This window comes from Flavobacterium sp., from assembly GCF_046317795.1.
Classification (GTDB): domain Bacteria; phylum Bacteroidota; class Bacteroidia; order Flavobacteriales; family Flavobacteriaceae; genus Flavobacterium.
Genome location: NZ_JBKCVI010000184.1, coordinates 1 through 25,303, shown reverse-complemented (window position 1 = coordinate 25,303; position 25,303 = coordinate 1). Strand labels below are relative to the sequence as shown.

The 25,303-nt window shown below is 32.8% G+C and carries 25 protein-coding genes and 1 pseudogene; 17 read left to right on the top strand and 9 right to left on the bottom strand.

Going from position 1 to position 25,303, the window contains the following annotated elements; translation table 11 throughout:
- From ACK5ON_RS11010 to ACK5ON_RS11000, 3 genes are all read right to left on the bottom strand, one after another.
- Nucleotides 1–370, bottom strand: a 370-nt coding sequence (locus ACK5ON_RS11010) for a carboxypeptidase-like regulatory domain-containing protein (protein ID WP_409822377.1), incomplete at its 3' end; no start/stop codon positions are given.
- A gap of 25 nt (nucleotides 371–395) precedes the next feature.
- Nucleotides 396–1,235 (bottom strand): GLPGLI family protein, encoded by an 840-nt coding sequence (locus tag ACK5ON_RS11005; protein ID WP_396175052.1) that lies wholly within the window; start codon nucleotides 1,233–1,235, stop codon nucleotides 396–398.
- 30 nt (nucleotides 1,236–1,265) lie between these two features.
- Nucleotides 1,266–2,156, bottom strand: a complete 891-nt coding sequence (locus ACK5ON_RS11000) for a GLPGLI family protein (RefSeq protein WP_409822375.1) — start codon at nucleotides 2,154–2,156, stop codon at nucleotides 1,266–1,268.
- 120 nt (nucleotides 2,157–2,276) lie between these two features.
- On the opposite strand from ACK5ON_RS11000, the gene ACK5ON_RS10995 reads away from it, so the two are divergent.
- Nucleotides 2,277–3,071, top strand: coding sequence for a hypothetical protein (locus ACK5ON_RS10995; protein ID WP_409822373.1), 795 nt, complete (start codon nucleotides 2,277–2,279; stop codon nucleotides 3,069–3,071).
- Complete coding sequence (locus ACK5ON_RS10990; RefSeq protein ID WP_409822371.1) at nucleotides 3,071–3,685, top strand: deoxynucleoside kinase; 615 nt, start codon at nucleotides 3,071–3,073, stop codon at nucleotides 3,683–3,685. Before ACK5ON_RS10995 ends, ACK5ON_RS10990 begins: the two co-directional genes overlap by 1 nt.
- An 80-nt stretch (nucleotides 3,686–3,765) precedes the next feature.
- Here ACK5ON_RS10990 and ACK5ON_RS10985 read toward each other — a convergent pair whose 3' ends face one another.
- Nucleotides 3,766–6,351 (bottom strand): sodium-translocating pyrophosphatase, encoded by a 2,586-nt coding sequence (locus ACK5ON_RS10985; protein WP_396174885.1) that lies wholly within the window; start codon nucleotides 6,349–6,351, stop codon nucleotides 3,766–3,768.
- A 159-nt stretch (nucleotides 6,352–6,510) separates the two neighbouring features.
- On the opposite strand from ACK5ON_RS10985, the gene ACK5ON_RS10980 reads away from it, so the two are divergent.
- On the top strand, nucleotides 6,511–6,960 hold the full coding sequence (locus ACK5ON_RS10980) for a DoxX family protein (protein WP_409822369.1): 450 nt from the start codon (nucleotides 6,511–6,513) through the stop codon (nucleotides 6,958–6,960).
- Between the two features lie 462 nt (nucleotides 6,961–7,422).
- Here the strand turns inward: ACK5ON_RS10980 and ACK5ON_RS10975 are convergent, their stop codons facing one another.
- The gene (locus ACK5ON_RS10975; RefSeq protein ID WP_409822367.1) at nucleotides 7,423–9,930 is read right to left on the bottom strand and encodes a DUF5686 family protein; all 2,508 of its coding nucleotides are present in this window, start codon (nucleotides 9,928–9,930) and stop codon (nucleotides 7,423–7,425) included.
- A 111-nt stretch (nucleotides 9,931–10,041) separates the two neighbouring features.
- A complete protein-coding gene (locus tag ACK5ON_RS10970) occupies nucleotides 10,042–11,019 on the bottom strand; it encodes a pyruvate dehydrogenase complex E1 component subunit beta (protein ID WP_409822365.1) in 978 nt (325 codons plus the stop codon).
- 237 nt (nucleotides 11,020–11,256) lie between these two features.
- On the opposite strand from ACK5ON_RS10970, the gene ACK5ON_RS10965 reads away from it, so the two are divergent.
- The 6 genes from ACK5ON_RS10965 to ACK5ON_RS10940 all read left to right on the top strand — a co-directional run bounded on the left by ACK5ON_RS10965 (nucleotide 11,257) and on the right by ACK5ON_RS10940 (nucleotide 15,855).
- Nucleotides 11,257–12,003, top strand: coding sequence for an electron transfer flavoprotein subunit beta/FixA family protein (locus tag ACK5ON_RS10965; RefSeq protein WP_396174875.1), 747 nt, complete (start codon nucleotides 11,257–11,259; stop codon nucleotides 12,001–12,003).
- Between the two features lie 91 nt (nucleotides 12,004–12,094).
- Nucleotides 12,095–13,075, top strand: coding sequence for an electron transfer flavoprotein subunit alpha/FixB family protein (locus ACK5ON_RS10960; protein ID WP_396174873.1), 981 nt, complete (start codon nucleotides 12,095–12,097; stop codon nucleotides 13,073–13,075).
- A 301-nt stretch (nucleotides 13,076–13,376) separates the two neighbouring features.
- On the top strand, nucleotides 13,377–14,006 hold the full coding sequence (locus ACK5ON_RS10955; RefSeq protein WP_396174871.1) for a bifunctional nuclease domain-containing protein: 630 nt from the start codon (nucleotides 13,377–13,379) through the stop codon (nucleotides 14,004–14,006).
- A 91-nt stretch (nucleotides 14,007–14,097) separates the two neighbouring features.
- Nucleotides 14,098–14,946, top strand: a complete 849-nt coding sequence (locus tag ACK5ON_RS10950) for a thymidylate synthase (RefSeq protein WP_409822362.1) — start codon at nucleotides 14,098–14,100, stop codon at nucleotides 14,944–14,946.
- A 269-nt stretch (nucleotides 14,947–15,215) separates the two neighbouring features.
- On the top strand, nucleotides 15,216–15,554 hold the full coding sequence (locus ACK5ON_RS10945) for a type II toxin-antitoxin system RelE/ParE family toxin (RefSeq protein WP_396158447.1): 339 nt from the start codon (nucleotides 15,216–15,218) through the stop codon (nucleotides 15,552–15,554).
- A 1-nt stretch (nucleotide 15,555) separates the two neighbouring features.
- Nucleotides 15,556–15,855, top strand: coding sequence for a helix-turn-helix domain-containing protein (locus ACK5ON_RS10940; RefSeq protein ID WP_396158445.1), 300 nt, complete (start codon nucleotides 15,556–15,558; stop codon nucleotides 15,853–15,855).
- Nucleotides 15,856–16,083: 228 nt separating this feature from the next.
- Here ACK5ON_RS10940 and ACK5ON_RS10935 read toward each other — a convergent pair whose 3' ends face one another.
- Complete coding sequence (locus tag ACK5ON_RS10935; protein WP_396174865.1) at nucleotides 16,084–16,380, bottom strand: isoamylase early set domain-containing protein; 297 nt, start codon at nucleotides 16,378–16,380, stop codon at nucleotides 16,084–16,086.
- A gap of 237 nt (nucleotides 16,381–16,617) precedes the next feature.
- Between ACK5ON_RS10935 and ACK5ON_RS10930 the strand changes: the two genes are divergently transcribed.
- From ACK5ON_RS10930 to ACK5ON_RS10915, 4 genes are all read left to right on the top strand, one after another.
- Nucleotides 16,618–16,956: a 2TM domain-containing protein gene (locus tag ACK5ON_RS10930; RefSeq protein WP_396174863.1), complete on the top strand. Its 339-nt coding sequence runs from the start codon at nucleotides 16,618–16,620 to the stop codon at nucleotides 16,954–16,956.
- Nucleotides 16,953–17,435, top strand: a complete 483-nt coding sequence (locus ACK5ON_RS10925) for a dihydrofolate reductase (protein WP_409822359.1) — start codon at nucleotides 16,953–16,955, stop codon at nucleotides 17,433–17,435. The genes ACK5ON_RS10930 and ACK5ON_RS10925 overlap by 4 nt, the downstream gene beginning before the upstream one ends.
- A 122-nt stretch (nucleotides 17,436–17,557) precedes the next feature.
- On the top strand, nucleotides 17,558–18,289 hold the full coding sequence (gene ubiE, locus ACK5ON_RS10920; protein ID WP_409822357.1) for a bifunctional demethylmenaquinone methyltransferase/2-methoxy-6-polyprenyl-1,4-benzoquinol methylase UbiE: 732 nt from the start codon (nucleotides 17,558–17,560) through the stop codon (nucleotides 18,287–18,289).
- 22 nt (nucleotides 18,290–18,311) lie between these two features.
- Nucleotides 18,312–19,013 (top strand): porin family protein, encoded by a 702-nt coding sequence (locus ACK5ON_RS10915; protein WP_396176641.1) that lies wholly within the window; start codon nucleotides 18,312–18,314, stop codon nucleotides 19,011–19,013.
- 40 nt (nucleotides 19,014–19,053) lie between these two features.
- Here the strand turns inward: ACK5ON_RS10915 and ACK5ON_RS10910 are convergent, their stop codons facing one another.
- Nucleotides 19,054–19,785, bottom strand: a complete 732-nt coding sequence (locus ACK5ON_RS10910; protein ID WP_409822354.1) for a TrmH family RNA methyltransferase — start codon at nucleotides 19,783–19,785, stop codon at nucleotides 19,054–19,056.
- A gap of 37 nt (nucleotides 19,786–19,822) precedes the next feature.
- On the opposite strand from ACK5ON_RS10910, the gene ACK5ON_RS10905 reads away from it, so the two are divergent.
- The 4 genes from ACK5ON_RS10905 (at nucleotide 19,823) to ACK5ON_RS10890 (ending at nucleotide 25,153) form a co-directional block, all read left to right on the top strand.
- Nucleotides 19,823–22,384 (top strand): BamA/TamA family outer membrane protein, encoded by a 2,562-nt coding sequence (locus ACK5ON_RS10905; RefSeq protein ID WP_409822352.1) that lies wholly within the window; start codon nucleotides 19,823–19,825, stop codon nucleotides 22,382–22,384.
- 63 nt (nucleotides 22,385–22,447) lie between these two features.
- Nucleotides 22,448–23,515 carry a class II fructose-bisphosphate aldolase gene (fbaA, locus tag ACK5ON_RS10900; RefSeq protein WP_396176691.1) on the top strand — a complete coding sequence of 356 codons (1,068 nt, stop codon included), beginning with the start codon at nucleotides 22,448–22,450 and terminating at the stop codon, nucleotides 23,513–23,515.
- A 117-nt stretch (nucleotides 23,516–23,632) separates the two neighbouring features.
- On the top strand, nucleotides 23,633–24,487 hold the full coding sequence (accD, locus tag ACK5ON_RS10895; RefSeq protein ID WP_409822350.1) for an acetyl-CoA carboxylase, carboxyltransferase subunit beta: 855 nt from the start codon (nucleotides 23,633–23,635) through the stop codon (nucleotides 24,485–24,487).
- A 375-nt stretch (nucleotides 24,488–24,862) separates the two neighbouring features.
- Nucleotides 24,863–25,153 carry a hypothetical protein gene (locus ACK5ON_RS10890; RefSeq protein ID WP_409822348.1) on the top strand — a complete coding sequence of 97 codons (291 nt, stop codon included), beginning with the start codon at nucleotides 24,863–24,865 and terminating at the stop codon, nucleotides 25,151–25,153.
- A gap of 8 nt (nucleotides 25,154–25,161) precedes the next feature.
- Here ACK5ON_RS10890 and ACK5ON_RS10885 read toward each other — a convergent pair.
- A pseudogene (locus ACK5ON_RS10885) lies at nucleotides 25,162–25,303 on the bottom strand (ABC transporter permease); the annotation flags it as partial.

The following is a 25,303-nucleotide window of genomic DNA, read 5'->3' as shown; positions in this document are numbered from 1 at the left end:
CTCCTTTTATTGATACTGGCATTTCGCGCACAATTTCAACACCTTCTAATTCAATTCCGCCCGATTCCATGGTGATGTTTTGGGTAATGTTTTGGGTTTGGGTAGTTACAGCAATCTCTTTACTTTGCATTCCTAGATAACTCAATTTTAGGATGTAGGTAGCATTGGCATTTAAATTCAAAATAAATTTACCTTTTTCATTGGTAATAGCATAGGCATCCATCGCTTTAGTGCCTTGGTTCATTGCCATCACATTGGCCATTTCGAGTGGTGCTTTATTGTTGTCTGTAATGGTGCCTTCGAATCGAACGTTTTGAGCAAAGGAAACTGATGAAACTAGAAGGAATAAAAAGAGTATTTTTTTTTTCATGATGATGGCTTATAAAACTTGTGTTTTAACGTTCAAAAATAATAACGCCATCTTCATTTTTCATGCTATCCGTTTTTTTCTTTTGGATTTCGTCAAATTTCTTTTGGGTCACTTTTTCACCTGTACTTGGCACTTTAATCTTTGATTTTTCTTTGTTACTCAACGTTACTTTAGAACAAAGAATAATAGTCTCTTCTTCGTTGATTTCTAGAATTAATCCCGGTAAGCCCCAATACTTGTTTGGTCCAAAACTCACAGGGATTTCAGGAGTGTACCATGCCATAATTACTTTGTCTTTAGGTTCATCCATTTTAAACAACGCTGGTTTTACTGCTTCTTTTTTGAGAAATTCTTCGTATTCTGTTTTTTGCTTCTCAGTAACTTGAACTACAAGTTCGGCTTTTAAGCAATTGTAATCGCCTATTTTCTTGGTTTCATTTAGTAGTTTCCAATTGGGTTTTTCCAGCGGTTCGACGATTAAAAATTCCTTGCCGAAAATATCGGCTTCCTCTATGCAGATTTTGTCCTTAAGGTTGAGATATTTTTTACCTTCTCCAGAGAAAGCAACAGAAATACTAAATCCTCCATTAGCTGCTTCTGGTTTTTCTAATTGTTCTTGTTCTTCATAAAGGCACTCTGATTTGTTAAACGATAAAGTATATTGCTTTTCACTTGCGCTTTTAATAGCATCTTGGAAGGCCTTCTCCATTTCAGGACTCATTTCGTTTTCTCCTGCAGCTTTATTTACTTCTAGTTTTTTACTAAAAATTCTTTTCGAAAAATAGTCCGCTTTTCCTTGAAATTCTTGAGCTTTTGCTAAAAAACCCACTAGCAAAAATGATGAAATTAGTGCAACTTTTGTCATGATTTATTTGATTAATGATTGATTAAATACTTATCGATTTGTTCTCATTTGAAACCCGCCTCTTCCACCATTCATTTCTTGCATTTCTTGCATTTTCTTGGTCACCGTTTCATCGTAGTCTTTTTGTGAAATTTCTTTTCCGTTGGTTGGCGCTTTGATTTCTACTTTATCTTTAGAATTCAAAACGACTTTAGAACAAAGAATTACCGTTTTTCCATCGTTTACTTCTAATATTAAACCTGGCAAACCCCAATACCCTTCTGGCCCTTGGTTTACAGGGATTTCTGGAGTATACCACGCTGTTATTGTTATTTCTTTGGGCAACTCAAAATCATCCATGAAATTGGTTCTCTTTTCTTTTTCTTCTACTTTAGCTTCGCCTTCTTTTACTTCTTCTTTCTTTTTGGGTTTGAAATTTCTAAAATCGGTTTTACTGGCAGGAATTACAGCTGTTGCTTTAAAACAATTATACCCGCCAATAACTCTTGCCTCAGAACTCATTTGCCATTTATAAGTTGTTAAAGTATCTTTGATTAAAAATTCTTTACCCATAAACTCTTTATCTACGGTATATTTTTTCTCTTTTACATTTTTATAGTAGGTACCGCCGCCACCCATAAAGGAAGACATCATCCGCATTCCTCCTTGACTTTGACCTGGAGCATCTAACTTTTCCTCTTCTTTATAGATTGATGCCGATTTATCGAAGTTGAGAAAAAACGTTTTTTCAAACATTTTTTTCATTCGTTCTTCAATCATTTTTTGAATTTCGGGAGTAATTTCTTTGTTTCCTTCAAAACGAGATTTAAAATCAGAAGTGCTGGTTTTGGATTCATAAACCGCCATGCCTTGAAAGTCTTTCTGGGCATTAGCAGCTATAAATAAAAATAAAAATACAGATGTGTAATAAAAATTTTTCATGATATTATTTTATTTTAAAAAGCAAATATGACGAAACTATGTCCAAAATGTTACCAATATTTTGTTAAAATATTATTTGACAAAAGATAAAATCAACAAAGTTTATTGTAAATTAGCACTATGATGAAAAACATTGTTTTATTTCTTTTTTTATGTTCGCAAACGGTATGTTTTTGTCAAAACCAAAAACTAAAGACCTCAGCAATTCATTCAGAGGAAATAGAAAATAAAATCTATTTAGGTTTTGATGGATTGGGTAATAATTACTTTATCAAAAATAATGTTTTTATCAAGCAGAATGATACTCAAAAATGGGAATATAAGAATGTGCCTTTAGGCAAAATAACCTCTGTTGATTATATAAATCCTTTAAAGATTGTGGTTTTCTATGAAGATTTTAATACCATTATCATCTTAGACAATCAGCTAAACGAAATTCAAAAACTCAACCTCTTTGATATTGACAATACCATTTTTGCTTCTAAAATCGGCATGGCTTCTCTCAACCAATTTTGGATTTATAATGCTTTAACACAGCAAATCCTTTTATTTAATTATTTAAACAACACTTTTAAAAATATAGGAAATCCGATTCAAGAAAGTATAAAATATACGCAATCTGATTTTAATAATTTTTATTGGATTGATGAAAACAACAATTGGTTTTCGATTGATATTTTCGGTAAAGTAAATTTGCTGGCTAACATTCCGCCTTGGGAAAATATTCAGATTATTGATACTGACAGACTTTTATTTTCTTCCAATAATGTTCTTTATTGTTTAAACAACAAATCGAAATTGATTTACGAAATAGAAATTGTTGAGAAATCGTTCCAAAAATTTTACTTCAAAGACCAAATTTTAGCTATTTTTACCAACCAACAAATTAAAAATTTAAAATTAAAATTACCATAATGCACATAGCAGTAGCAGGAAACATAGGAGCAGGAAAAACAACCTTGACACGATTTTTAGCCAAACATTTTAAATGGGAACCTCATTTTGAAGACGTTGTTGATAATCCTTATTTGGATGATTTTTACCATCAAATGGAGCGCTGGAGTTTTAATCTCCAAATATATTTCCTTAATTCACGTTTTAGACAAGTTCTTCAAATTCGAGAAAGTGGTAAAAATATTATTCAGGACAGAACCATTTATGAGGATGCTCATATTTTTGCACCCAATTTACACGCTATGGGTTTGATGACGAATCGCGATTTTCAAAACTACACTTCGTTGTTTGAATTGATGGAAGGATTGGTTGGCGCACCCGATTTATTGATTTATTTAAGAAGTTCTATTCCAAATTTAGTTTCTCAAATTCACAAACGTGGGCGTGATTATGAAAACACCATTTCTATTGATTATTTGAGTAGATTAAATGAGCGTTATGAAGCATGGATTACTACTTATGATAAAGGGAAACTTTTAATTATTGATGTAGACAATGTTGATTTTGTCAATAATCCAGAAGATTTAGGAATTGTTATCAACAGAATTGATGCTGAGATAAATGGGTTGTTTTAGGAAGTAGATTTATATCAAAATAAAAATGCCTCGTCTAGTATTAATTAGAGACGAGGCATTTTTATAAATTCTAATAAATACTATTTCAATGCTTCCACTTTAGCTTTTACTTCAGCTTCAGTTCCTTCAAAAGTTTCTTCAGTTACTTTACCATTAATGGTTTTAGAAACAGTAGCTTTTACTTTACCGTTATCTGTTTTTTCCATAAAAACCATTTTTGAAATTTCATTTTTAACTTCACCTTTGAATTTACCATTCTCGTCATACATTGCCATACATTTTGCTTTATCTTCGGCAGAACATCCATTTTTGTCGCACATAGCGGCACATTCGTCTTTAGTCATGGTAGCGCATTTGCTCATGTCGCATTTTTCCATCATGTTTTTACAATCAGTTTTTGTACACCCTTTTGCTTCACACTCTTCTTTGCTCATAGAGGCACATTGTTCTGTTGGAGCACAACAGGATGAACCCATTGCGGTATCAGCATGTCCTGAACCTAAAATTGGCGCAATTACTAATCCAATTAAACATGTTAATTTAATTAAAATATTCATTGACGGACCAGAGGTATCTTTAAACGGATCTCCAACAGTATCTCCAGTTACCGCTGCTTTATGCGCATCAGAACCTTTGTAAGTCATTTCGCCATTAATCATTACACCCGCTTCAAACGATTTTTTAGCATTGTCCCAAGCACCACCGGCGTTGTTTTGGAACACCGCCCAAAGCACACCTGAAACAGTAACTCCAGCCATATAACCCCCTAGCATTTCAGCGATTAACATATTGTTATCGCCATAAACTAACTTACCTAATAATACGATTGCAATTGGGAAACCAATAGTCATAACTCCAGGCAACATCATTTCGCGTAAAGCTGCTTTGGTAGAAATCTCTACACATTTACCATATTCGGGTTTTCCGGTACCTTCCATAATTCCTGGAATTTCTTTGAACTGACGACGTACTTCATAGACCATGTCCATTGCCGCTTTACCTACAGAGTTCATTGCCAATGCAGAGAACACCACAGGAATCATACCTCCAACAAATAACATGGCTAATACAGGTGCTTTGAAAATATTAATTCCATCTATTCCTGTAAAGGTTACATAAGCAGCAAATAAAGCCAATGAGGTTAACGCTGCCGAAGCAATGGCAAACCCTTTTCCAGTGGCAGCGGTTGTGTTACCTACTGAATCTAAAATATCCGTTCTTGTTCTAACTTCTTTTGGCAATTCGCTCATTTCAGCAATTCCACCAGCATTATCAGAGATTGGTCCGAAAGCATCGATGGCTAATTGCATAGCGGTTGTTGCCATCATTGCAGAAGCAGCTAAAGCCACACCGTAAAATCCTGCCAATGCATAAGTTGACCAAATGGCAGCAGCAAACAACAAAACAGTTGGAAAAGTAGAAATCATACCTGTTGCCAAACCAGCGATTACGTTGGTCCCTGCACCAGTTGAAGATTTTTGTACAATTGCCAAAACTGGTTTTGTACCCAATCCTGTGTAATATTCCGTTACTGATGAAATAGCTCCACCAACAAATAATCCAATTAAAGTTGCATAGAAAACACGCATTGAAGATATATCTTGTAATCCTTCACCAAAAAATTCCATTTTCATGGTTTGTGGCAACATGTAATCTACAAGGAAGAAACACGCAATAGCAGTTAAAACAATAGAAACCCAGTTTCCTATGTTTAACGCTTTTTGAACTTGAGCTTCTTTTGCATTATCATCAGATATTTTAACTAACATCGTCCCAATGATAGAGAATAAAATTCCGAAACCAGCGATAGCCATTGGTAATAAGATAGGTCCAATGCCACCAAAAGCATCCACAATTTTTCCGCCCATATCTTTGATAACATAGTTACCAAGAACCATAGCCGCCAAAACAGTTGCTACATACGAACCGAATAAATCGGCACCCATTCCGGCAACGTCTCCCACATTGTCTCCCACGTTATCTGCAATTGTAGCAGGATTTCTTGGGTCATCTTCTGGAATACCCGCTTCAACTTTACCTACTAAATCAGCTCCAACATCGGCAGCTTTGGTATAAATACCACCACCAACACGAGCAAATAATGCAATTGATTCAGCTCCAAGAGAGAAACCAGCTAGTGTTTCCAACACAACAGTCATTCCGTCTGTATCTGTCCAAACACCACCCATGAAAATAGTAAAGAAAAATATAAAGAAACCTGTCAAACCAAGAACAGCTAAACCAGCAACTCCTAATCCCATTACGGTTCCACCACCAAAAGAAACTTTCAATGCTTGTGGTAAACTAGTACGAGCGGCTTGTGTCGTTCTAACATTGGTTTTAGTTGCAATTTTCATCCCCATGTTTCCAGCTAAAGCCGAAAAGAAAGCCCCAAAAATAAAGGCAACTACAATTAATAAATGTGTTTTTACTCCAGGAATAAAAGTAATTCCAGCTAATGCAATACTTGCAATTACAACAAATATGGCTAATAATCTGTATTCTGCTTTTAAGAATGCTAATGCACCCTCATAGATATAATCTGAAATGGCTGCCATCTTGCCATCTCCAGCGTCTTGTTTTAAAACCCAACTTCTTTTAACTGCCATAAAAAGCAGTCCAATTATTGCCATAACTATCGGCACATAAATCATCATTGATTCCATAAATATAATTTTTGTTATAAATTTTATCGGGTGCAAAAGTAACAAAACTTTAACAAATAAAAACAACATGTATAATTTTATAAAAGAAATTTGATAGATTTGTAATGGTAATAACATACAAAGTCGCAATTTAATGACTATATAAAAACTATAAGCTAAATGAATAAATTACAATTATTTTCGGAAAAACCCATCAATATGGATCTTGGGTTATTATTAATTAGAGTAATCATTGGCACATTGATGGCATTTATTGGTTATGAAAAATTAATTCATTTTGATGAGCTAGTGGTAGATGAATTTTGGGCAAAGAATGTAAGTTTTTTAGGAATGACTGGCGGAGTCCCTTTATTCTTAACTATTTTTGCAGAATTCTTTTGTAGTTTGTTTTTAATTTTGGGCTTATTTACTCGATTTAGTTTGTTTGTATTGATGTTTTGTATGGGTTATATTTTTATGGTTATTTTTCCGATGTCGATAGTTGACAAAGGCGAAAACGGCTATCATTTTAACGACGCTTTTGTGTATTTTATTATTTATTTAGGTTTGTTTTTTACTGGGCCAGGAAAATACAGTTTAGATAAAAAATTATTCCAAAAAAATGCTTAAATTATATCTTGCTTTTTAAGGTAGTAATGTCCTAAAAAATATACTAAGCCATTGTTCTGTAAATTTTCCAATTTTGTGAAAGTGTTTACATGTCTTCATTTAAATTGTGAAATTACAGTTCAATTTTGTGTTTTTAATACCGCTATCAACAAAAGGAATAATGTCTTTCAGTTGTAGGAAGAACATCAGAAAAATCAATTGTCTAATTTCCGATGCTTATGAAACGGTAGAGTCCAGTTCTAACTTTGTAAGGATGGTTTTGAGAAAGGGCTTCTAAAACTAATGTCTTGTCTAAAGTTTGAAAATCTTCAGGTCGTTATGGAAGATAAGGATTGCCGTATTGTTGATGCACCTTTTTCAAAACAACATCTTTATCAACTAGAAATGAAATGGCTACTTGCATAATGATTAGTAGTGAAGCTGAAATGAATTACTGCGTCAGTTCGCTACGCTCGTGTCAGCTTAAAAATAAAACCCAAACGACCCTTTTACAGTAAAGTTGTTGCCATCTGGAACGTCTCTGTAATTTCCTCTCCAAGTAAAATCAAGTCGGAAAACTTTAAAGATATTTCCTATACCTACATTGTATTCCCAATAAGGATTTACTGGAGCTTTATAAACCAATCCAGAGGCGTTTAAAGCAATGTTTTCGTCGGATACTGTTCCATAAACCGCTCTTACCCCTACTAACTCTCTCAAGTTTAATTTTCGCATCATCGGAATTCTGGATAATAATCTTCCGTTAAAATTATGTTCCCATTGGAAAGTAGCATATTCATCGGTTACAAACTCATAAAAATTGAGATTACTAAAGGTATTCTCAATCAAGAAATAAGTTTGATTCCCAGGAACGATACTCAACAAACCAAGAGGTACTTTGCCAAAGGTTTTTCCTAATTCCATAATCAAATTTGAACGCCCGAGTGCTCCAATTATTATGGGTTGCTTGTAGTAAAGTTGGAGTTTTTGATATTCAAAATCACTTTGAATAAACCCTTTAAAACCTTGTGTATAATTCACAAAAAAACGACTGTACGGATTGTCAACATCGCGTCTCTCCACGCCATATCCAATGGTTTTTCTTTTAGGTGTGTACTCAACTTGCAGACTTAACTCTGCTTGTTTTACCTCGCTTGCCGTATTGGTAAATGAATTATCAGTATAATAATCCAAACTAAATGTTGGCGATGCCGATTCTAAAGTTCGATAGGAATAGCCCACTTGAAAAATTAAATTTTTAACTGGCTCAATTTCCCCAGCTATTGTTGTTAGATTGATGTTGGTTAGCTTTCCGTTTACTCCAGTGGTAAAAAAAGCCGATGAAGCAAAACTTCTTCCCAAAACATCATTGGTATTTGTTAAACTAGCGCCTATTTGTTCTACATCTCTTCTGTTTCCAGCCGAGAGAATTATTCTGTTTTTCTTATCCACCATCCATTTTCCAGAAATACCATATTTGAATTTATTATCGTCAAATCCATAAGCGGTATAACCTTGCAATCGCCAAAGATCATTTGGTCCAAAATAGGTTCTTCCTCCAGCTCTAAGTCGAATACCTTCTACCTCGTTAAATCCAACACTTGAAAAAATGGGACCATAATCAAAATTTAACTTAGAAAACTCAATGTATCCACTTCCCAAGATGGAAACAAGATTGTACATCTGCTTGAATTTTTTGACGGTTTTAAGTGTATCAATCATTTTATAAATAGCAACCTCATCTTTATTTAATTTTTCAAAACGATTTTCCTCCCAAAATTCATCTGTTTTTTTATACACCATATTGTCAATAAAATTAACTTCCTGTTTATAGAAATTATCAGGTTTTTTTTCATCAAACTTAAAATTTCGATAAAGCGTGCTTCGTTTTCCATACACTCCTTTTGACTCCTCTTTCTTTTTTAAGGCAAAGTCAGACATCATATAATCTCGGGTCGGAAGAAAAACCGAATCGTTTAAAACTTCAAACTCTTGTTCGATATAAATATCTTTCACCCAGTTAATATTGGCGCTTTTGGTGATTGCCATATTTATTTTTTTGATGGCAAATGTGGAATCATTAACCCAAAAATCTCCTTTGAAAGTCAGTTCGTTTTTTCGTCTTGGATAAAAAACTATATTATAACACCATTTGTTGTCAATAAAAGCAGTATCGGCAAGAACATAATTATAAACATCTATTCCTGTTGTTGATAAAGGACTAGTGAAGCTCTTGTCAAAAAAATTTAAATAATTCTCATAAATATCAAAGTCATTGTATAAATCCTTAATAAACATATTTACGCCATCACCGTTCCCTAATCCAGAATTTTTGTTGGCTTTAAGCACCTCTTTTGTTTTTTTGGTCTCATTATCTCCATAAAAATCTGATATAGATTCATTAATAAAAATTGGCAAATAGGTTTTTCCCGTAACTTTTGAAGTGTCAATATTTTTGAACACAAACTCCATTCCTTTGAAAATCTTGTTTTTCATAAAGGCACTGTCTATAGTGTTCATATCAAATTCTACTTTTTCATATTTTTCATATTGATATTGCTTGAACATTTTGAGACCATTCTTTCGTCTTCGTTCCCAAATTTTTCTCAATATATCAAGTGCAGGATTATTTTTTTTTGATGTTTTCCCAGCATAAACTACAATTTCCTTTAAGGCATTCCCCTCGCTCATTACAATTTTGAAGTCATAATTAACGAGTTTCGGCAATTTGACTTCCTTTGTTGGAAATCCCACAAATGATACTAATAAAACAGTGTAATTATCGGGTGACTCTATATAAAATCTTCCGTCTTCGTTAGATACAACTCCAGTCTTTGAACCCTTAAAAACAATGTTGGCATAAGGAAGTGGTTGATTCGTATTGTCCAAAACTATTCCGCTCACTTTTGTTTGTGCAGAAATAGTATTTGCAAAAGCAAAAAACAAAATAAACAGTGTAAATATTTTTTTCATGGAAAAAAAAAACTTCATCAAAAGTGTTTTTTGATGAAGTTCAAATATAGTTATTATGATTACTAGTATTTAAGACTTCCTAGATTTTTAGCTACTTTTCTAATGAGCTAAAAATCTAATAGTCTATTTCTATTTGTAAGTTACTTTTTTTACTGCTTTAATAACATCTTGAGCATTGGGTAACCATTCTTTTAACAAGGTTGGAGAGTATGGCGCTGGAGTATCAGCAGTAGTAATTCTTTGTATTGGCGCATCCAAATAATCGAAAGCTCTTTCTTGAACCATATAGGTAATCTCAGAGGCAACACTAGCAAACGGCCAAGCTTCTTCTAACACTACTAATCGATTTGTTTTTTTAACCGAATTGATAATACAATCATAATCCATTGGGCGAACAGTTCTCAAATCGATAATTTCACAGGAAATATTTTCTTTGGCTAATTCATCAGCAGCTATTATAGCTTCTTTAATAATTTTTCCGAAAGAAACAATGGTTACATCGTTTCCTTCTCTCTTGATATCAGCTACACCAAGTGGAATAGTGTATTCTTCTTCGGGAACTTCGCCTTTGTCGCCATACATTTGTTCGCTTTCCATGAAAATAACGGGGTCATTATCGCGTATGGCCGCTTTCAATAATCCTTTGGCATCATAAACATTTGATGGAACAACCACTTTTAATCCGGGAGTGTTGGCAAACCAATTTTCAAAAGCTTGCGAATGTGTTGCTCCTAATTGTCCTGCAGAAGCTGTTGGCCCACGAAAAACCATTGGCATTGGGAATTGTCCAGCCGACATCTGGCGCATTTTTGCAGCATTATTGATAATTTGATCAATACCAACCAAGCAAAAGTTGAATGTCATGTATTCTACAATAGGACGACAACCATTCATTGCTGAACCTACTGCAATTCCGGCAAAACCTAATTCAGCAATAGGCGTATCAATAACTCTTTTTGGTCCAAATTCATCCAACATTCCTTTCGAAGCTTTATAAGCACCATTATATTCAGCTACTTCTTCACCCATTAAATATATAGATTCATCACGACGCATTTCTTCACTCATTGCCTCACAAATCGCTTCTCTAAATTGTATTGTTCTCATAGTATGATTATGTTAATGTCAATATTTTCGAACGCAAAAATAAATATTTAAATGATTAAAAAAGACATTTGAGTCATAAATAATCTTATCGTTGATAATGATTATTTGGCGAATACACATTGTAACCAAATTACATTTTACGAAATCGATATAATATTGAAAATTTATTATGCGCGCATACAAAAATTAGAATTTTATTTTATACTTTTACAGCAGAAATTTTTTTAATTAAATTGTATGAAAATATTAGTTTGTATCAGTCATGTGCCTGATACTACATCAAAAATTAATTTTGTCAATGGTGATACCGAATTCGATACTAATGGTGTTCAATTTGTAATCAATCCCAATGATGAATTTGGATTAACAAGAGCCATTTGGTTTCAAGAACAACAAGGTGCAACAGTTACTGTTGTCAATGTTGGAGGACCAGATACTGAACCTACGTTGAGAAAAGCTTTGGCCATTGGTGCAAATGAAGCTATTCGTGTAAACGCAATTCCAACTGATGGCTTTTTTGTTGCAAAGCAATTAGCGGAAGTAGTAAAATCTGGAAATTACGATTTAGTAATTTGCGGAAAAGAATCTTTGGATTATAATGGTGGAATGGTGCCAGGAATGTTAGCAGGTTTATTAGATTTCAATTTTGTTAATTCATGTACCGAACTTACAGTTGATGGAACTACTGCAAATGCATCTAGAGAAATTGACGGTGGAAAAGAAATAATTTCGGCTTCATTGCCCTTAATTATTGGTGGTCAAAAAGGATTAGTGGAAGAAAAAGATTTGCGCATTCCAAACATGAGAGGAATTATGACAGCAAGAACTAAAGTTTTAACCGTTCTTGAACCTGTTACCGCAAACAACAATACCAAAGCCGTGAAATTTGAAAAACCAGCACCAAAATCGGCTGTGAAACTAGTTTCTGCTGATAATTTGGATGAATTAATTAATTTATTACACAACGAAGCAAAAGTAATTTAGTTACGGGTTAGAAGTTTGGGGTTTAGGGTTTTGTATTAAACTTTTAAACACTTAAACTTTTAAACTTTTTTTAAACTTTAAACAAAAAATTATGTCTTTATTAATATACGCAGAATCATCTCCCGACGCTTCGGGAGGAAAATTCAAAAAAGTAGCATTTGAGCTGGCTTCTTATGCCAAAAAAGTAGCCGAAACATTAGGTACGACTGTAACAGCTGTAACTGTAAATGCTGGAGACGTTTCAGAATTATCAAAATATGGAGTTGATAAAGTATTGAAAGTTTCTAACGAAAAGCTAGCTAATTTCAGTGCCAAAGCATTTGCCGATGTTATCAAACAAGCTGCACAAAAAGAAAGTGCCAAAATAATTTTACTTTCGTCAACTACAGATAGTTTGTACTTAGCACCATTTCTAGCTGTAGGTTTAGAAGCTGGTTTTGCTTCAAATGTAGTTGGGTTGCCTTTGAGCACTTCACCATTTCAAGTAAAAAGAACCGCTTTTTCTAACAAAGCTTTCAATGTTACCGAAATTTCAACCGATGTTAAAGTATTAAGCTTAGCTAAAAATTCCTATGGCATATTTGAAAGCACAGCTGCTGCTGTTGCTGAAGATTTTGCACCAAGTTTAAACGATTCTGATTTCAATGTAAAAGTTGAATCAGTAGAAAAAGCTTCGGGTAAAGTAACCATTGCCGATGCTGATGTGGTAGTTTCTGGTGGTCGCGGATTAAAAGGTCCAGAAAACTGGGGTTTAATCGAAAATTTAGCAACTGTACTTGGCGCAGCAACCGCTTGTTCCAAACCAGTTTCCGATTTGGGTTGGCGTCCTCACAGCGAACACGTAGGACAAACAGGAAAACCCGTTGCCACTAATTTATACATTGCCGTGGGAATTTCTGGAGCCATTCAACATATTGCTGGAATTAACTCTTCCAAAGTAAAAGTGGTTATAAATGCTGATGCTGAAGCACCATTTTTTAAAGTTGCCGATTATGGTATTGTGGGAGATGCTTTTGATATTTTGCCTAGATTAACAGAAAAATTAGCTGCTTTCAAAGCGCAAAACGCTTAATAATACATTCCAATTTTTCAAATTCCAAATTCCAATATAATAAAAGTTGGAATTTGGAATTTTTGTTTTTTTGGGATTTAAAAGTTTTCTTTAGCAAAAACTTTTTGTTACTTTGCAATCGCAATTCCTGCTATTAGTTGGAAGTCCCGAAAAATCGGGATCTTTTCACTTCTAACAGGGCTATCCCGAAGTTTCGGGAGTTAATTGTATTGAATTTTTGAAAACATTTTCAACTATTTATTCCAATTCTGAAATCTAATATCTATCCCGATAGCTATCGGGATAAAAATCTAAAATCTAAATGAGTTTAGTAAAACTAACCATAAAAGGGATCTCCTATAGTCAAACTCAAAATGGAGCATACGCTTTGATTTTAAATGAAGTAGATGGTGAACGAAAATTACCCATTGTAATTGGTGCATTCGAAGCACAATCTATTGCCATTGCTTTGGAAAAAGAAATAAAACCACCAAGACCTTTAACCCACGATTTATTCAAAAGTTTTGCTGATCGATTTGATATTGTGGTTAAGCAAGTCATTATTCACAAACTGGTAGATGGTGTTTTTTACTCTAGTATTATTTGCGAAAGAGATAAAATTGAGGAAATAATTGATGCCAGAACATCTGATGCTATTGCTTTGGCGTTGCGTTTTAATGCTCCGATTTTTACCTATAAAAACATTTTAGATAAAGCCGGAATTTATCTCAATGCCAATCCAAGTGACGTAGAAAATCAAAATATTAGTGAAGAAGGAGTGCTTACAAATCCTGAAACATTTGGATTGGACAAAGAAGGAAATGAACCAAGCGAAGGGTATTCTAAACTAAGTTTATCTGAACTACATACTTCATTAGAAACGGCAGTTCAAGATGAAGATTATGAAAAAGCAGCACGAATAAGAGACGAAATTTCGAAAAGAGAATCGTAAACGGTTTGACTGTTTCGAGTTTCGGGTTACTAGTTAGATACCCACTACCAAAACTCGAAACTCGAAACACGCAACTTTTAAACCTTAGAAAATGAAACAATACCATGATTTAGTGCGACACGTTTTGGAAAACGGTTGTCAAAAAGGGGACAGAACAGGTACAGGCACCAAAAGTGTTTTTGGCTACCAAATGCGATTTGATTTGAATGAAGGTTTCCCCATGGTAACAACCAAAAAATTGCACTTGAAATCCATAGTGTATGAATTATTATGGTTTTTAAAAGGCGACACCAATATTGGCTATTTACAAGAAAATGGCGTTAAGATTTGGGATGAATGGGCAGACGAAAACGGAGATTTGGGTCCGGTTTACGGACACCAATGGCGCAATTGGAACAGTGAAGAAATTGATCAAATTGCTGAATTAATAGATACGTTGAAGAAAAACCCAAACAGCAGACGCATGTTAGTTTCTGCTTGGAATCCTTCTGTGCTTCCCGATACATCAAAATCATTTGCTGAAAATGTAGCCAATGGAAAAGCCGCTTTGCCTCCATGTCATGCTTTTTTTCAGTTTTATGTAAGCCCCCCAGCCCCCGAAGGAGGAGAAAAAAGCAGATTATCTTGCCTTTTATATCAAAGAAGTGCTGATATTTTTCTTGGTGTACCTTTTAATATTGCTTCCTATGCTTTGTTAACCATGATGATTGCTCAGGTTTGTGAATTACAAGTAGGCGAATTCATTCACACTTTTGGTGATGCACATATCTACAACAACCATTTTGAACAATTGGAATTGCAATTATCTCGTGAACCAAAACCATTACCTAAAATGATTCTAAATCCAGAAGTGAAAAATATTTTCGATTTCACTTTTGAGGATTTCACTTTGGAAGGTTACGAACCTCATCCTCATATAAAAGGAATTGTGGCTGTTTAGTTTTTTATGATTGTAATAAAATTTAATACAATAGAATTTTAAATTTAGTAAAACGAAAATTATAAATAAATTAAAATCTTCTTTAAGTAAAACTCAACTTTAATTAAGCATATTTAATAAAATTTGATAGATATGCTCAGTTTATAGAAATAAAACTGAGTATAAATAAGTTAGCAAACACAATACTTCACGAAAACCTAAATAAGAAATCGGAAATAATATTTGAAATTTTATTTGCTATATGTTAACTTTTAAGATAACTTTGTCAAATGAATAGAGAGATTATATTTTACGAAAACCACTTTATTGAATTTTACCAAGCGCAAGATGAAAAAGTAAAAGAGAAAATAAAGTATGTTCTCGAATTAATTAAACAAGTTGAAAAAGTTCCTGAAAAATTTTTAAAACACTTAACTGGAACAAATGGACTTTATGAAATAAGAATTGAATTCCAGTCTAATATTTACAGGATATTTTGCTGTTTTGACAAAGGAAAATTGATTGTGCTTTTTAATGGTTTTCAGAAAAAAACACAGAAAACGCCAAAAAATGAATTAGAAAAAGCATTGATTTTAATGAACGAATATTTTCAACTAAAAAACATATAAAATGAAAGATTATAAAAACATAAAAACGTTTGATCAACTTATAGAAGTTGAACATGGAAAAATTGGAACTGAAAGCAGAAATGATTTCGAAGAAAAATCACAGATGTTTATCATCAGCGAAATGCTAAAAGATGCTAGAAAAGAAGCTAAAATAACCCAAGAACAGTTAGCGGAAAAAACCGGAACTAAAAAAAGTTATATTTCTAGAATTGAAAATGGAAAAGGAAACATTCAACTTTCTACTTTAATCAGAATTTTTGAAATCGGATTAAACAAACGAATAGGATTTACATTTTTGTAATTGAATTATGTTTGATAACTGCCGTTCCTAAAATGGGGAAAATGTGCAAAATTCACATTTTTCTTTCCCAAGAAGTTTTAACTTAATGGAAAATATGCCATAACAAGGTTCGTCACTTCATGAATCGGTGGGAGGCCTAAAGAATTCTAAAACACTCGTCAAATTCCATAAAAAAATCCGTTTTCGAAAACAGAAACGGATTTTTAAATCTTTATAAAAACAAAAAAACTATAGTGCTAAAACACTGTTTTCTGCACCAGCAAATTCATTGTAAGCATAACTATCAGCTTCTGGATCATTAAGATAAGCTCCATCCACTAAATATTTGAACTCAAAAGAATTGTCTTTTGGTAAATCAAAAGTTGCTTTAAAAGTTCCTGTTTTTAGTTTTGATAATTCACCTTCTGCAGGATTCCAATTATTGAAATCACCTACTACTGAAGCTGTATTTGCTTCTTTTGCTTCGATTGAAAAAGTAACTTTAACAACCGGTTTTGTTTTTATAACTTGTTTTTTAATAGCCATAACTAATTCATTTATAGATTACTGTGGCAAAGTTAAATGGTTTTTATATATCTTTTACACCAAAAATCATTTTTAGGAATTTGCTAAAAAGTATCCCAATTTAAAAGAAGATGTGTAATTATATGTAACAATATTTTTCAATCCGCAATTAAGAAAACGTTTTCATATTACAATTTGATAAAATGAAATTTCATCATTTTAAAAATAAATTTTACCTTTAAGGTCAAATTTCATCTTATGGACAACAGTCAACACGAATTATACGAATATGCTAGAGATAGAATCAAACAAAAGAAGTTTTTATCTATACATCTTATTCTGCTTGTTATAGGGAGTTTGTTTTTTTATGTAGCCAATAATTGGTTGTCATTTTACCCCGAAACCAATTGGTGGATTTGGGCGGTGACAATTTGGGTATTTGTTTTTCTTTTTCATACTATCAAAGTTTTTATTACTGATAGTTTTATGAATAAAAACTGGGAAAGAGCACAGATTGACAAACTCATGTTGAAACAAACCAAAAAAATCGAACAATTGAAGAATGATTTAGAAAACTCAAAATCATCTCAAAAATGATTACAATAATTGCTGCCATTGCAGAAAACAATGCTTTGGGCAAAGACAATCAATTGCTTTGGCACTTACCCGATGATTTCAAAAGGTTTAAAAATATTACCACGGGTCATTACATTATTATGGGAAGAAAAACTTTTGAAAGTTTCCCTAAACCTTTACCCAATAGAACTCATGTCATTATTTCACGTCAAAAAAACTACTCACAATTAAATTGTATTGTGGTTACTTCTTTGCAAAAAGCAATTGAAGCTTGTCCAAAAAACGAAGAGGTTTTCATTATTGGTGGTGGCGAAATATACAATCAATCCATTGCAATTGCTGATAAATTAGATATTACAAGAGTAAATCATTCTTTTGAAGCAGATACTTTTTTCCCTGAAATTGATATGTCCAAATGGAAATTAATTTTTAATGAATTTCATCCAAAAGATGAAAAGCACAAATTTGATTTTAGTTTTGAAACTTTTATTAGAAAATAAAGGATAGTTCAAACCTAACAGGTTTTTGAAACCTGTTAGGTTACTATAAAGTTTATTTGAAAGAAGATTTTAAAGCATTCTTCTAATTAAATTATTGGCTTATATTTGTCGAAAATCGAAGAATGTCAAAGATCATAACGCCATATAAAGACTCTACTCTAGGTAAAAAAGAACAAGTCACTCAAATGTTTGATACCATTTCATCTGATTATGACGGGTTAAACAGAGTGATTTCGCTTGGAATTGATGTAAAATGGCGAAAAAAAGTGGTTGCTTTGGTTGCTAACGAAAATCCTGAAAACATACTTGACATAGCTACTGGCACCGGAGATTTGGCCATTTTGATGACAACAACTTCTGCCAAAAAAATCATAGGTCTTGATTTATCATCAGGAATGCTCGAAGTAGGAAAACAAAAAATCCTTGAAAAAAAACTCTCTCAAAAAATAGAAATGGTGCTCGGCGATAGTGAAAAAATCCCCTATGATGACAATCATTTTGATGCCATAACGGTTTCGTTCGGTATTCGAAATTTTGAAACACTCGAAAAAGGGTTGGCGGAAATTTATAGAGTTTTAAAACCTAAAGGCATTTTAGTTATCCTTGAAACATCGGTTCCAACAAAGTTTCCGTTCAAACAAGGATATGCTTTTTATACTAAAATTATTCTTCCTTTAATAGGTAAAGTGTTTTCGAAAGACGATAATGCTTATGGGTATTTATCAGAATCGGCGGCGAATTTTCCTTATGGAGAGAAATTAAACAATATTTTGAGAAAAGTTTCGTTTATTGATTGTAAAGCAATGCCACAAACTTTTGGAGTTGCTACAATCTATTCGGCAACAAAAAAATAAAAAAGAATTTTTCAGCTAGAAAATGAAAAAAATATCTATACTTTTTATCTTAATTTCAATTTCAACTCAAGCGCAATTTGGGAGAAGTACTTTTGCTAAAGATCCAATCATTAATTTGGAAAATTTTGACAAACAAAGAGTGTATTGGGGTTATTTTTTAGGATTTAGCAATTTCGATTTTAAAGTAGACTATAAAACACCAGGGCAAGATATAAATGTAGTAGGAAATACCGGTTTCAACGTTGGACTTGTTGGTGTGCTTCGCCTTCAGGAATATGTTGAACTGCGGTTTGAACCTGGTTTGTATTATGCTAGTAGAACTTTGACCTATCAAGGTTTCACCAGTGATGTTGATGCATTGAGAGAGGTTAAAGCAACGTATATTGACTTCCCATTGCTTGTTAAATTTAGCGCTCTTCGTACTGGAAATGTTCGTCCTTATTTAGTTGGTGGTGTTTCAACTACCTTAAATCTTTCGAGTAATTCCAAATCAAAGGATGACAATTCAGAACAAAGATTCAGAGTAAAACCTTGGACACAGAATTATCAATTAGGATTTGGAATTGATTTGTATTTTGAATATTTCAAATTTTCTCCATCAATAAGAGGTGTATTTGGTTTTAATGATGAATTAATAAGAGATGATGACCCAAATAGTCCTTGGACAGGAAATATAGAATCTATGAAAACTCGAGCAGTGCTCATTAATTTTACGTTTCACTAAAAACTGAAAATCAATTCGCTAAAATTGAAAATTCAATTCGCTACAGCGTATTTCTTCTAAACTCACTCAAGATAATAGCTGCTGCTGTCGCCACATTTAAACTTTCTGTTTTTTGACTATCTCCAAACCTTGGGATGGCTATACTGTTTTTGATTTTCATCTCAATTTCTGATGAAATTCCATTGGCTTCATTCCCAAAAACCAAAATACCTTCTTCGGGCAAAACCTCTTTATAAATGGTTGCGCCATCCATAAAAGTGCCATAAACGGGAAGCGAAGTCATTTCTAAATATTCATTCAAATCAACATAATTTACATTCACTCTTGCAATTGAACCCATAGTGGCTTGGATAACTTTTGGATTATACACATCAACCGTAGCTTCGGAACACACTATTTGTTTCACCCCAAACCAATCGCAAAGACGAATAATAGTTCCTAAATTCCCTGGATCTCTAATTGCATCAAGTGCCACAATTAACCCTTTGTTTTCGATTTTAAATTCTCTAGGGATATTGAAAATAGCCAAACAAGAACTGGGAGAATGTAAAGCTGTTATCTTCTGCATTTCTTGTTCTTTTATTAAAGTCATTTTAGAAGTAGCTACTTTTTCAAAAATACGCTCAGTAACAAACAAATGTTCTAGCACAAAATTTGATTGTAACAATTCTTGAATTACTTTTACACCTTCGGCAATAAACAATTGGTGCTCGATTCGGAATTTTTTATGTTGAAGCGAGGTAATAAATTTTATTTGGTTTTTACTAACCATAAAATACTGTATTTTTGAATTAAATATAAAGCAACACTTGACAAAGAATATCACAAAAATATCATTATTTATTCTAATAGGTCTACTTTTATTTGGGTGCGATGCCACAAAAAGGGTTCCCAATGGAAAAAGTCTCCTCACCAAAAATGATATTCATATTGATGGTAAAAAAAACAATATCGAAGATGTTTCAAATCAGTTATATCAAAAACAAAACAGTACATTTTTAGGTTATAAACTTAGATTAAACATATACAATTTAGCCAAGCAAAATACAGATTCAATTTTCAGAGCTAAGTTTACTAATAATCCCGAAAAATACAACCGAAAAGTAAAATGGCTTTCAAAAAAACAAGTCAAAAGGTTAGGCGAATCATTTTTTTATTCAGGCATTCACGATTTTTTGAAAAGCACAGGTGAAGCACCAGTAATTCTTGATACTTTAAGTCCCAAAAAATCTCTAAAACGATTAAAATCCTATTATTTTAATCGTGGCTATTTTGATGCTACAGCAAATTATACTATTGATAGTATTGACACAAAAAAAGTAAAAATCAAGTATGACATAAAATTAGGAAAACCTTATATTTTAGACAGTATTAATCCATATATCACAAGTCCTTCTTTAGATTCTCTTTATCAATTAAAGAAAAAGTATTCGATGATAAAAACCGGAGTAAAATATACCAAAAGTGCTTTTGATGAAGAAAGGGTTAGAATAACAGAAGATTTCAGAAACAACGGTGCTTTTAGGTTTCAACAAAACTATATTAATTTTGACATTGACACCATTGCAAACAAGCATATTGCCAATATAGATTTAGTAATAAATGATGAAAATATTAGAATAGAAGATTCGGTAAGAACGGTACCTTTTGAGTTATACAAAATCAGTAAAGTCAACATTTTTACAGACCATAGTCCTGCCAATCCGAATGCAAAAATTAAAGATAGTGTTGCTTACAAAGATTTTACACTATACAGTACCCAAAAAGTAAAATACCGTCCAAAAGCCATTACCGATGGTGTTTTTATAAACAAAGGCAATTATTATGCTGATACAAAAAATGCTCTCACCTCAAAATATTTGAGTAATCTGAAAGTATTCAATTATCCATTGATACAATACATAGAAGATAAAAACGAGAAAAACGGATTGATTGCCAACATCTATTTAACCCCAAGAAAAAAACACACTTTTGGATTTTCAACCGACTTTACACATTCCAACATTTTAGATATTGGAATGGAAATAAATACAACATTTACTGTAAGAAATGTTTTTAATGGTGCAGAAACTTTTGATCTTGGTTTGAGAGGAAATATAGGTTCTTCTAATGATATTGCTAATCCAAATGATGTTTTTTTCAATGTAACCGAGTTAGGTGTAGATGCAAAATTAAATTTCCCCCGTTTATTTCTTCCTTTTAAAACAGATAAAATCATTCCAAAATCAATGATTCCTTTCACTACAATTAGTGTCGGCTATTCAAAACAAACCAATATTGGATTGGACAAACAAAACTTTACAAGTTCTTTAACTTATAATTGGACACCCAAAAAAAACACTACCATTCGTTTTGATTTGTTAAATATTCAGTTTGTTAAAAATTTAAATTCTAGTAATTATTTCAATGTTTATGAGTCTTCCTATGATGCTTTGAATAAACAAGCCCAAATATATAATACAAACCCCGAATGGGTTGGCGGTGGCGATGTAACGCAAGATAATTTAATTATAGAATCGGGCACTAATGGTTTTTTAAATGATGTTTTAGGATTAAATCCAGCTGTTATTCCATCGCCTAGTGATTATGAAATAATTCGCAGTATCAATGAAAGAAAAAATCGATTGACAGAAAATAATTTAATATTTGCATCGAGTATTGCTTATTCAAAAACTTCAAAGAAAGACTTACTAGATAATGAATTTTATACGCTCAGAGGAAAAATAGAATCTGCGGGAAATCTGTTATCAATATTTGCTAATGCTTCTCAAAAATTACAGAGTCAAAGCGGCGCTAATGCTATTTTTGGTGTAGAATATTCACAGTATTTGAAAACAGAATTTGAATATATAAAACATTGGGATTTATCACATAAAAAAGTACTGGCTACAAGAGCATTTTTTGGTATAGCAATCCCTTACGGAAATTCGAATAGTATTCCTTTTTCTCGAAGTTATTTTGCTGGTGGTTCCAATGATATTCGTGCTTGGCAATCCTATGGTTTAGGTCCAGGAAGTACTGGCGCTGTTAATGATTTTAACGAAGCTAACATGAAAATTAGTGCAAGCACAGAATTTCGTTTTAATGTTTTCCAACAATTATTTGGTGCTATATTTATTGATGCCGGAAATATTTGGAATATTAGTGATTTCGTTACTAATCCTAAATCTGTTTTTTCTGGACTTGAATCTCTAAAAGATACTGCTATTGGAACAGGATTTGGAGTAAGATATGATTTAAATTTCTTTGTTGTTCGATTAGATTTAGGATTTAAAACCTACAATCCGGCTAATCCAGAAAACGAAAAATGGTTCAAGGAAATGCGCTTCGACAAATCAGTTATAAATATTGGAATTAATTATCCTTTCTAAAATTAGAAATTATTATTTTTGTATCCCGAACTTTCGGAATTAACTAAAAAAACAACTAACAAAATGGCTCACAATATCAAACCGGGAGTTGCTACAGGAGATGAAGTTCAAGCAATTTTTAATTATGCAAAAGAAAAAGGATTTGCACTTCCTGCTGTAAACGTTATAGGTTCTAGCACTATAAATGGTGTTCTTGAAACTGCGGCAAAATTGAAAGCTCCTGTAATTATCCAATTTTCAAATGGTGGTGCACAGTTTAACGCTGGAAAAGGATTATCAAATGAAAATGAGAAAGCTGCTATTGCTGGAGGAATTGCTGGAGCGAAACACATTCATACTTTGGCCGAAGCTTATGGCGCAACAGTCATTCTGCATACTGACCATTGTGCTAAAAAATTATTGCCCTGGATTGATGGTTTATTAGACGCTTCCGAAAAACATTTTGTCGAAACTGGAAAACCCTTATATTCTTCTCACATGATTGATTTATCGGAAGAGCCAATCGAAGAAAACATTGAAATTTGTAAAACCTATTTGGCTAGAATGAGCAAAATGGGAATGACTTTAGAAATTGAATTAGGAATTACCGGTGGTGAAGAAGATGGTGTGGACAACTCTGATGTCGATAGTTCAAAATTATATACACAACCTTCAGAAGTGGCTTATGCCTATGAAGAATTACTAAAAGTTTCTCCAAGATTTACAATTGCGGCTTCATTTGGAAACGTACATGGTGTTTACAAACCAGGAAACGTGAAATTAACCCCAAAAATCTTGAGAAACTCCCAACATTATGTTCAAGATAAATTCAAAACAGAACCAAATCCGATTGACTTTGTTTTTCACGGTGGTTCAGGTTCAACGTTGGAAGAAATTAGAGAAGCCATTTCTTATGGTGTCATTAAAATGAATATCGATACCGATTTACAATTTGCTTTCACCGAAGGAATTCGCGATTATATGACGTCAAAAATTGATTATTTGAAAACTCAAATAGGAAGTCCAGATGGAGCTGACTCACCAAACAAAAAACATTACGATCCAAGAAAATGGGTGCGCGAAGGGGAATTAACATTTAACAAAAGATTAGAACAGGCATTTGCTGATTTGAACAATGTAAACACTTTGTAAGTACGAGGTACAAAACACGAAGTACGAAGTTAAAAATAATTGAATTACAAACAGTTAGAATTATAAAAGTATGAAGGCAACTTCTAACTTACAACTTCTAACTTCTAACTTACTATTATGGCTTGGTTTAAAAGAACAGAAAAAGGGATTACTACAGCAACAGAAGATAAAAAAGACGTTCCAAAAGGACTTTGGTATAAATCGCCAACAGGAAAAATTATTGACCAAGACGAATTGGCTAGAAATCTTTGGGTAAGTCCCGAAGATGATTTTCATGTTAGAATTGGAAGTAAAGAATATTTTGAAATCTTGTTTGATAATAATGAGTTCAAAGAATTAGACGCTAAAATGACTTCTAAAGACCCTCTACATTTTGTTGATACCAAAAAATATTCTGACCGATTAAAAGATGCTATCGACAAAACAGGATTGAAAGATGCTGTTCGCACTGGTGTTGGAAAATCAAAAGGAAAAGATTTGGTGGTCTGTTGTATGGATTTTGCTTTTATTGGCGGTTCAATGGGTGCTGTCGTAGGAGAAAAAATTGCTCGTGGGATAGATTATTCAATTAAAAATAAAGTCCCTTTTGTTATGATTTCAAAATCGGGTGGTGCTCGTATGATGGAAGCTGCTTATTCTTTGATGCAATTAGCCAAAACTTCAGCAAAACTAGCCCAACTAGCCGAAGCAAAAATACCCTATATTTCATTATGTACTGATCCAACCACAGGAGGAACAACAGCTTCTTATGCTATGCTTGGCGACATAAATATTTCTGAACCTGGCGCTTTAATTGGATTTGCTGGTCCGCGTGTGGTGCGCGATACTACAGGTAAAGATTTGCCAGAAGGTTTTCAAACGGCTGAGTTTGTGTTAGACCACGGTTTCCTTGATTTTATTACGCCAAGAAAAGAATTGAAAGATAAAATCAATCTTTACATTGATTTGATTTTGAATCAAGATATTAGATAGTTTTAACTAGAGGGAAGAATTACAAAGACACAAAGTTAATGCTTTGTGTCTTTTTTATATCTTTAGGTAATGAAAAAAATTGTTTGATTATTGATTATTGTATTACTTTATAGTTGTCATAAAAAGAAAAATAATTAAAAAAATCTTTCGCTAATACCTTACATTATTTCTGCAGAAGATAGAAAACTAAAAGAATATACAGATTCATTAAATCTTTATAGAGCTGAAACTATTGTTTTACCTCGAAAAGGTTTCTATGGAGAAAGTAATTTAATAATAGACAAAAAAGGAGAAATCTATTACTACCAAAAAAGATATATTCAAATAATTTGCAATTATGGAACTGAGAATGACACATTGCCTCAATTTTTAGATTTGCAGCCGAAAGACTTAATCAAAATTCCAATAGAAAGTCTAGAAAAAATTGTCAATGAAAATGTAATGAAAAAACCTAATAACAGAAGAATTCTTATTATTGCTTCTGAAAAGGATACCATTAAAGTTAAAGGTTTTTTAAAATTTTATTATAATTTAAAAGTTCCTACTTATTTTATACGAAGAACAACACAAGAAGAAGACACCGTGTTACATTATAAGAGAACCGATAAATATTATTATTCAAATAAAATTAAATGGGATAAATCAAAAATTAAATTTCGAGATTAACCCATTTTCTACATTCCACTTCTAATCGCCTCAACGGGATCCAATTTTGAAGCAGAAATGGCTGGAAGAATTCCAGAGATTAAACCAATAATAGCTGCTAAACTTGTTCCTAAAAGAATATTTGCAAAACTCAAAACAAATTCAAAATCT

Excerpts from the sequence above, each read along its gene's own strand:
- ACK5ON_RS10910 (WP_409822354.1), bottom strand. The coding sequence starts at position 19,785 with ATGGTTAGTAAAAACCAAATAAAATTTATTACCTCGCTTCAACATAAA.
- ACK5ON_RS10995 (WP_409822373.1), top strand. The coding sequence starts at position 2,277 with ATGATGAAAAACATTGTTTTATTTCTTTTTTTATGTTCGCAAACGGTA.
- ACK5ON_RS10960 (WP_396174873.1), top strand. The coding sequence starts at position 12,095 with ATGTCTTTATTAATATACGCAGAATCATCTCCCGACGCTTCGGGAGGA.
- ACK5ON_RS10950 (WP_409822362.1), top strand. The coding sequence starts at position 14,098 with ATGAAACAATACCATGATTTAGTGCGACACGTTTTGGAAAACGGTTGT.
- accD (WP_409822350.1), top strand. The coding sequence starts at position 23,633 with ATGGCTTGGTTTAAAAGAACAGAAAAAGGGATTACTACAGCAACAGAA.
- ACK5ON_RS10985 (WP_396174885.1), bottom strand. The coding sequence starts at position 6,351 with ATGGAATCAATGATGATTTATGTGCCGATAGTTATGGCAATAATTGGA.
- ACK5ON_RS10970 (WP_409822365.1), bottom strand. The coding sequence starts at position 11,019 with ATGAGAACAATACAATTTAGAGAAGCGATTTGTGAGGCAATGAGTGAA.
- ACK5ON_RS10940 (WP_396158445.1), top strand. The coding sequence starts at position 15,556 with ATGAAAGATTATAAAAACATAAAAACGTTTGATCAACTTATAGAAGTT.
- ACK5ON_RS10925 (WP_409822359.1), top strand. The coding sequence starts at position 16,953 with ATGATTACAATAATTGCTGCCATTGCAGAAAACAATGCTTTGGGCAAA.
- ACK5ON_RS11000 (WP_409822375.1), bottom strand. The coding sequence starts at position 2,156 with ATGAAAAATTTTTATTACACATCTGTATTTTTATTTTTATTTATAGCT.
- ACK5ON_RS10945 (WP_396158447.1), top strand. The coding sequence starts at position 15,216 with ATGAATAGAGAGATTATATTTTACGAAAACCACTTTATTGAATTTTAC.
- ACK5ON_RS10955 (WP_396174871.1), top strand. The coding sequence starts at position 13,377 with ATGAGTTTAGTAAAACTAACCATAAAAGGGATCTCCTATAGTCAAACT.
- ACK5ON_RS10935 (WP_396174865.1), bottom strand. The coding sequence starts at position 16,380 with ATGGCTATTAAAAAACAAGTTATAAAAACAAAACCGGTTGTTAAAGTT.
- fbaA (WP_396176691.1), top strand. The coding sequence starts at position 22,448 with ATGGCTCACAATATCAAACCGGGAGTTGCTACAGGAGATGAAGTTCAA.
- ACK5ON_RS10930 (WP_396174863.1), top strand. The coding sequence starts at position 16,618 with ATGGACAACAGTCAACACGAATTATACGAATATGCTAGAGATAGAATC.
- ACK5ON_RS10975 (WP_409822367.1), bottom strand. The coding sequence starts at position 9,930 with ATGAAGTTTTTTTTTTCCATGAAAAAAATATTTACACTGTTTATTTTG.
- ACK5ON_RS10990 (WP_409822371.1), top strand. The coding sequence starts at position 3,071 with ATGCACATAGCAGTAGCAGGAAACATAGGAGCAGGAAAAACAACCTTG.
- ACK5ON_RS10965 (WP_396174875.1), top strand. The coding sequence starts at position 11,257 with ATGAAAATATTAGTTTGTATCAGTCATGTGCCTGATACTACATCAAAA.
- ubiE (WP_409822357.1), top strand. The coding sequence starts at position 17,558 with ATGTCAAAGATCATAACGCCATATAAAGACTCTACTCTAGGTAAAAAA.
- ACK5ON_RS10980 (WP_409822369.1), top strand. The coding sequence starts at position 6,511 with ATGAATAAATTACAATTATTTTCGGAAAAACCCATCAATATGGATCTT.
- ACK5ON_RS10915 (WP_396176641.1), top strand. The coding sequence starts at position 18,312 with ATGAAAAAAATATCTATACTTTTTATCTTAATTTCAATTTCAACTCAA.
- ACK5ON_RS11005 (WP_396175052.1), bottom strand. The coding sequence starts at position 1,235 with ATGACAAAAGTTGCACTAATTTCATCATTTTTGCTAGTGGGTTTTTTA.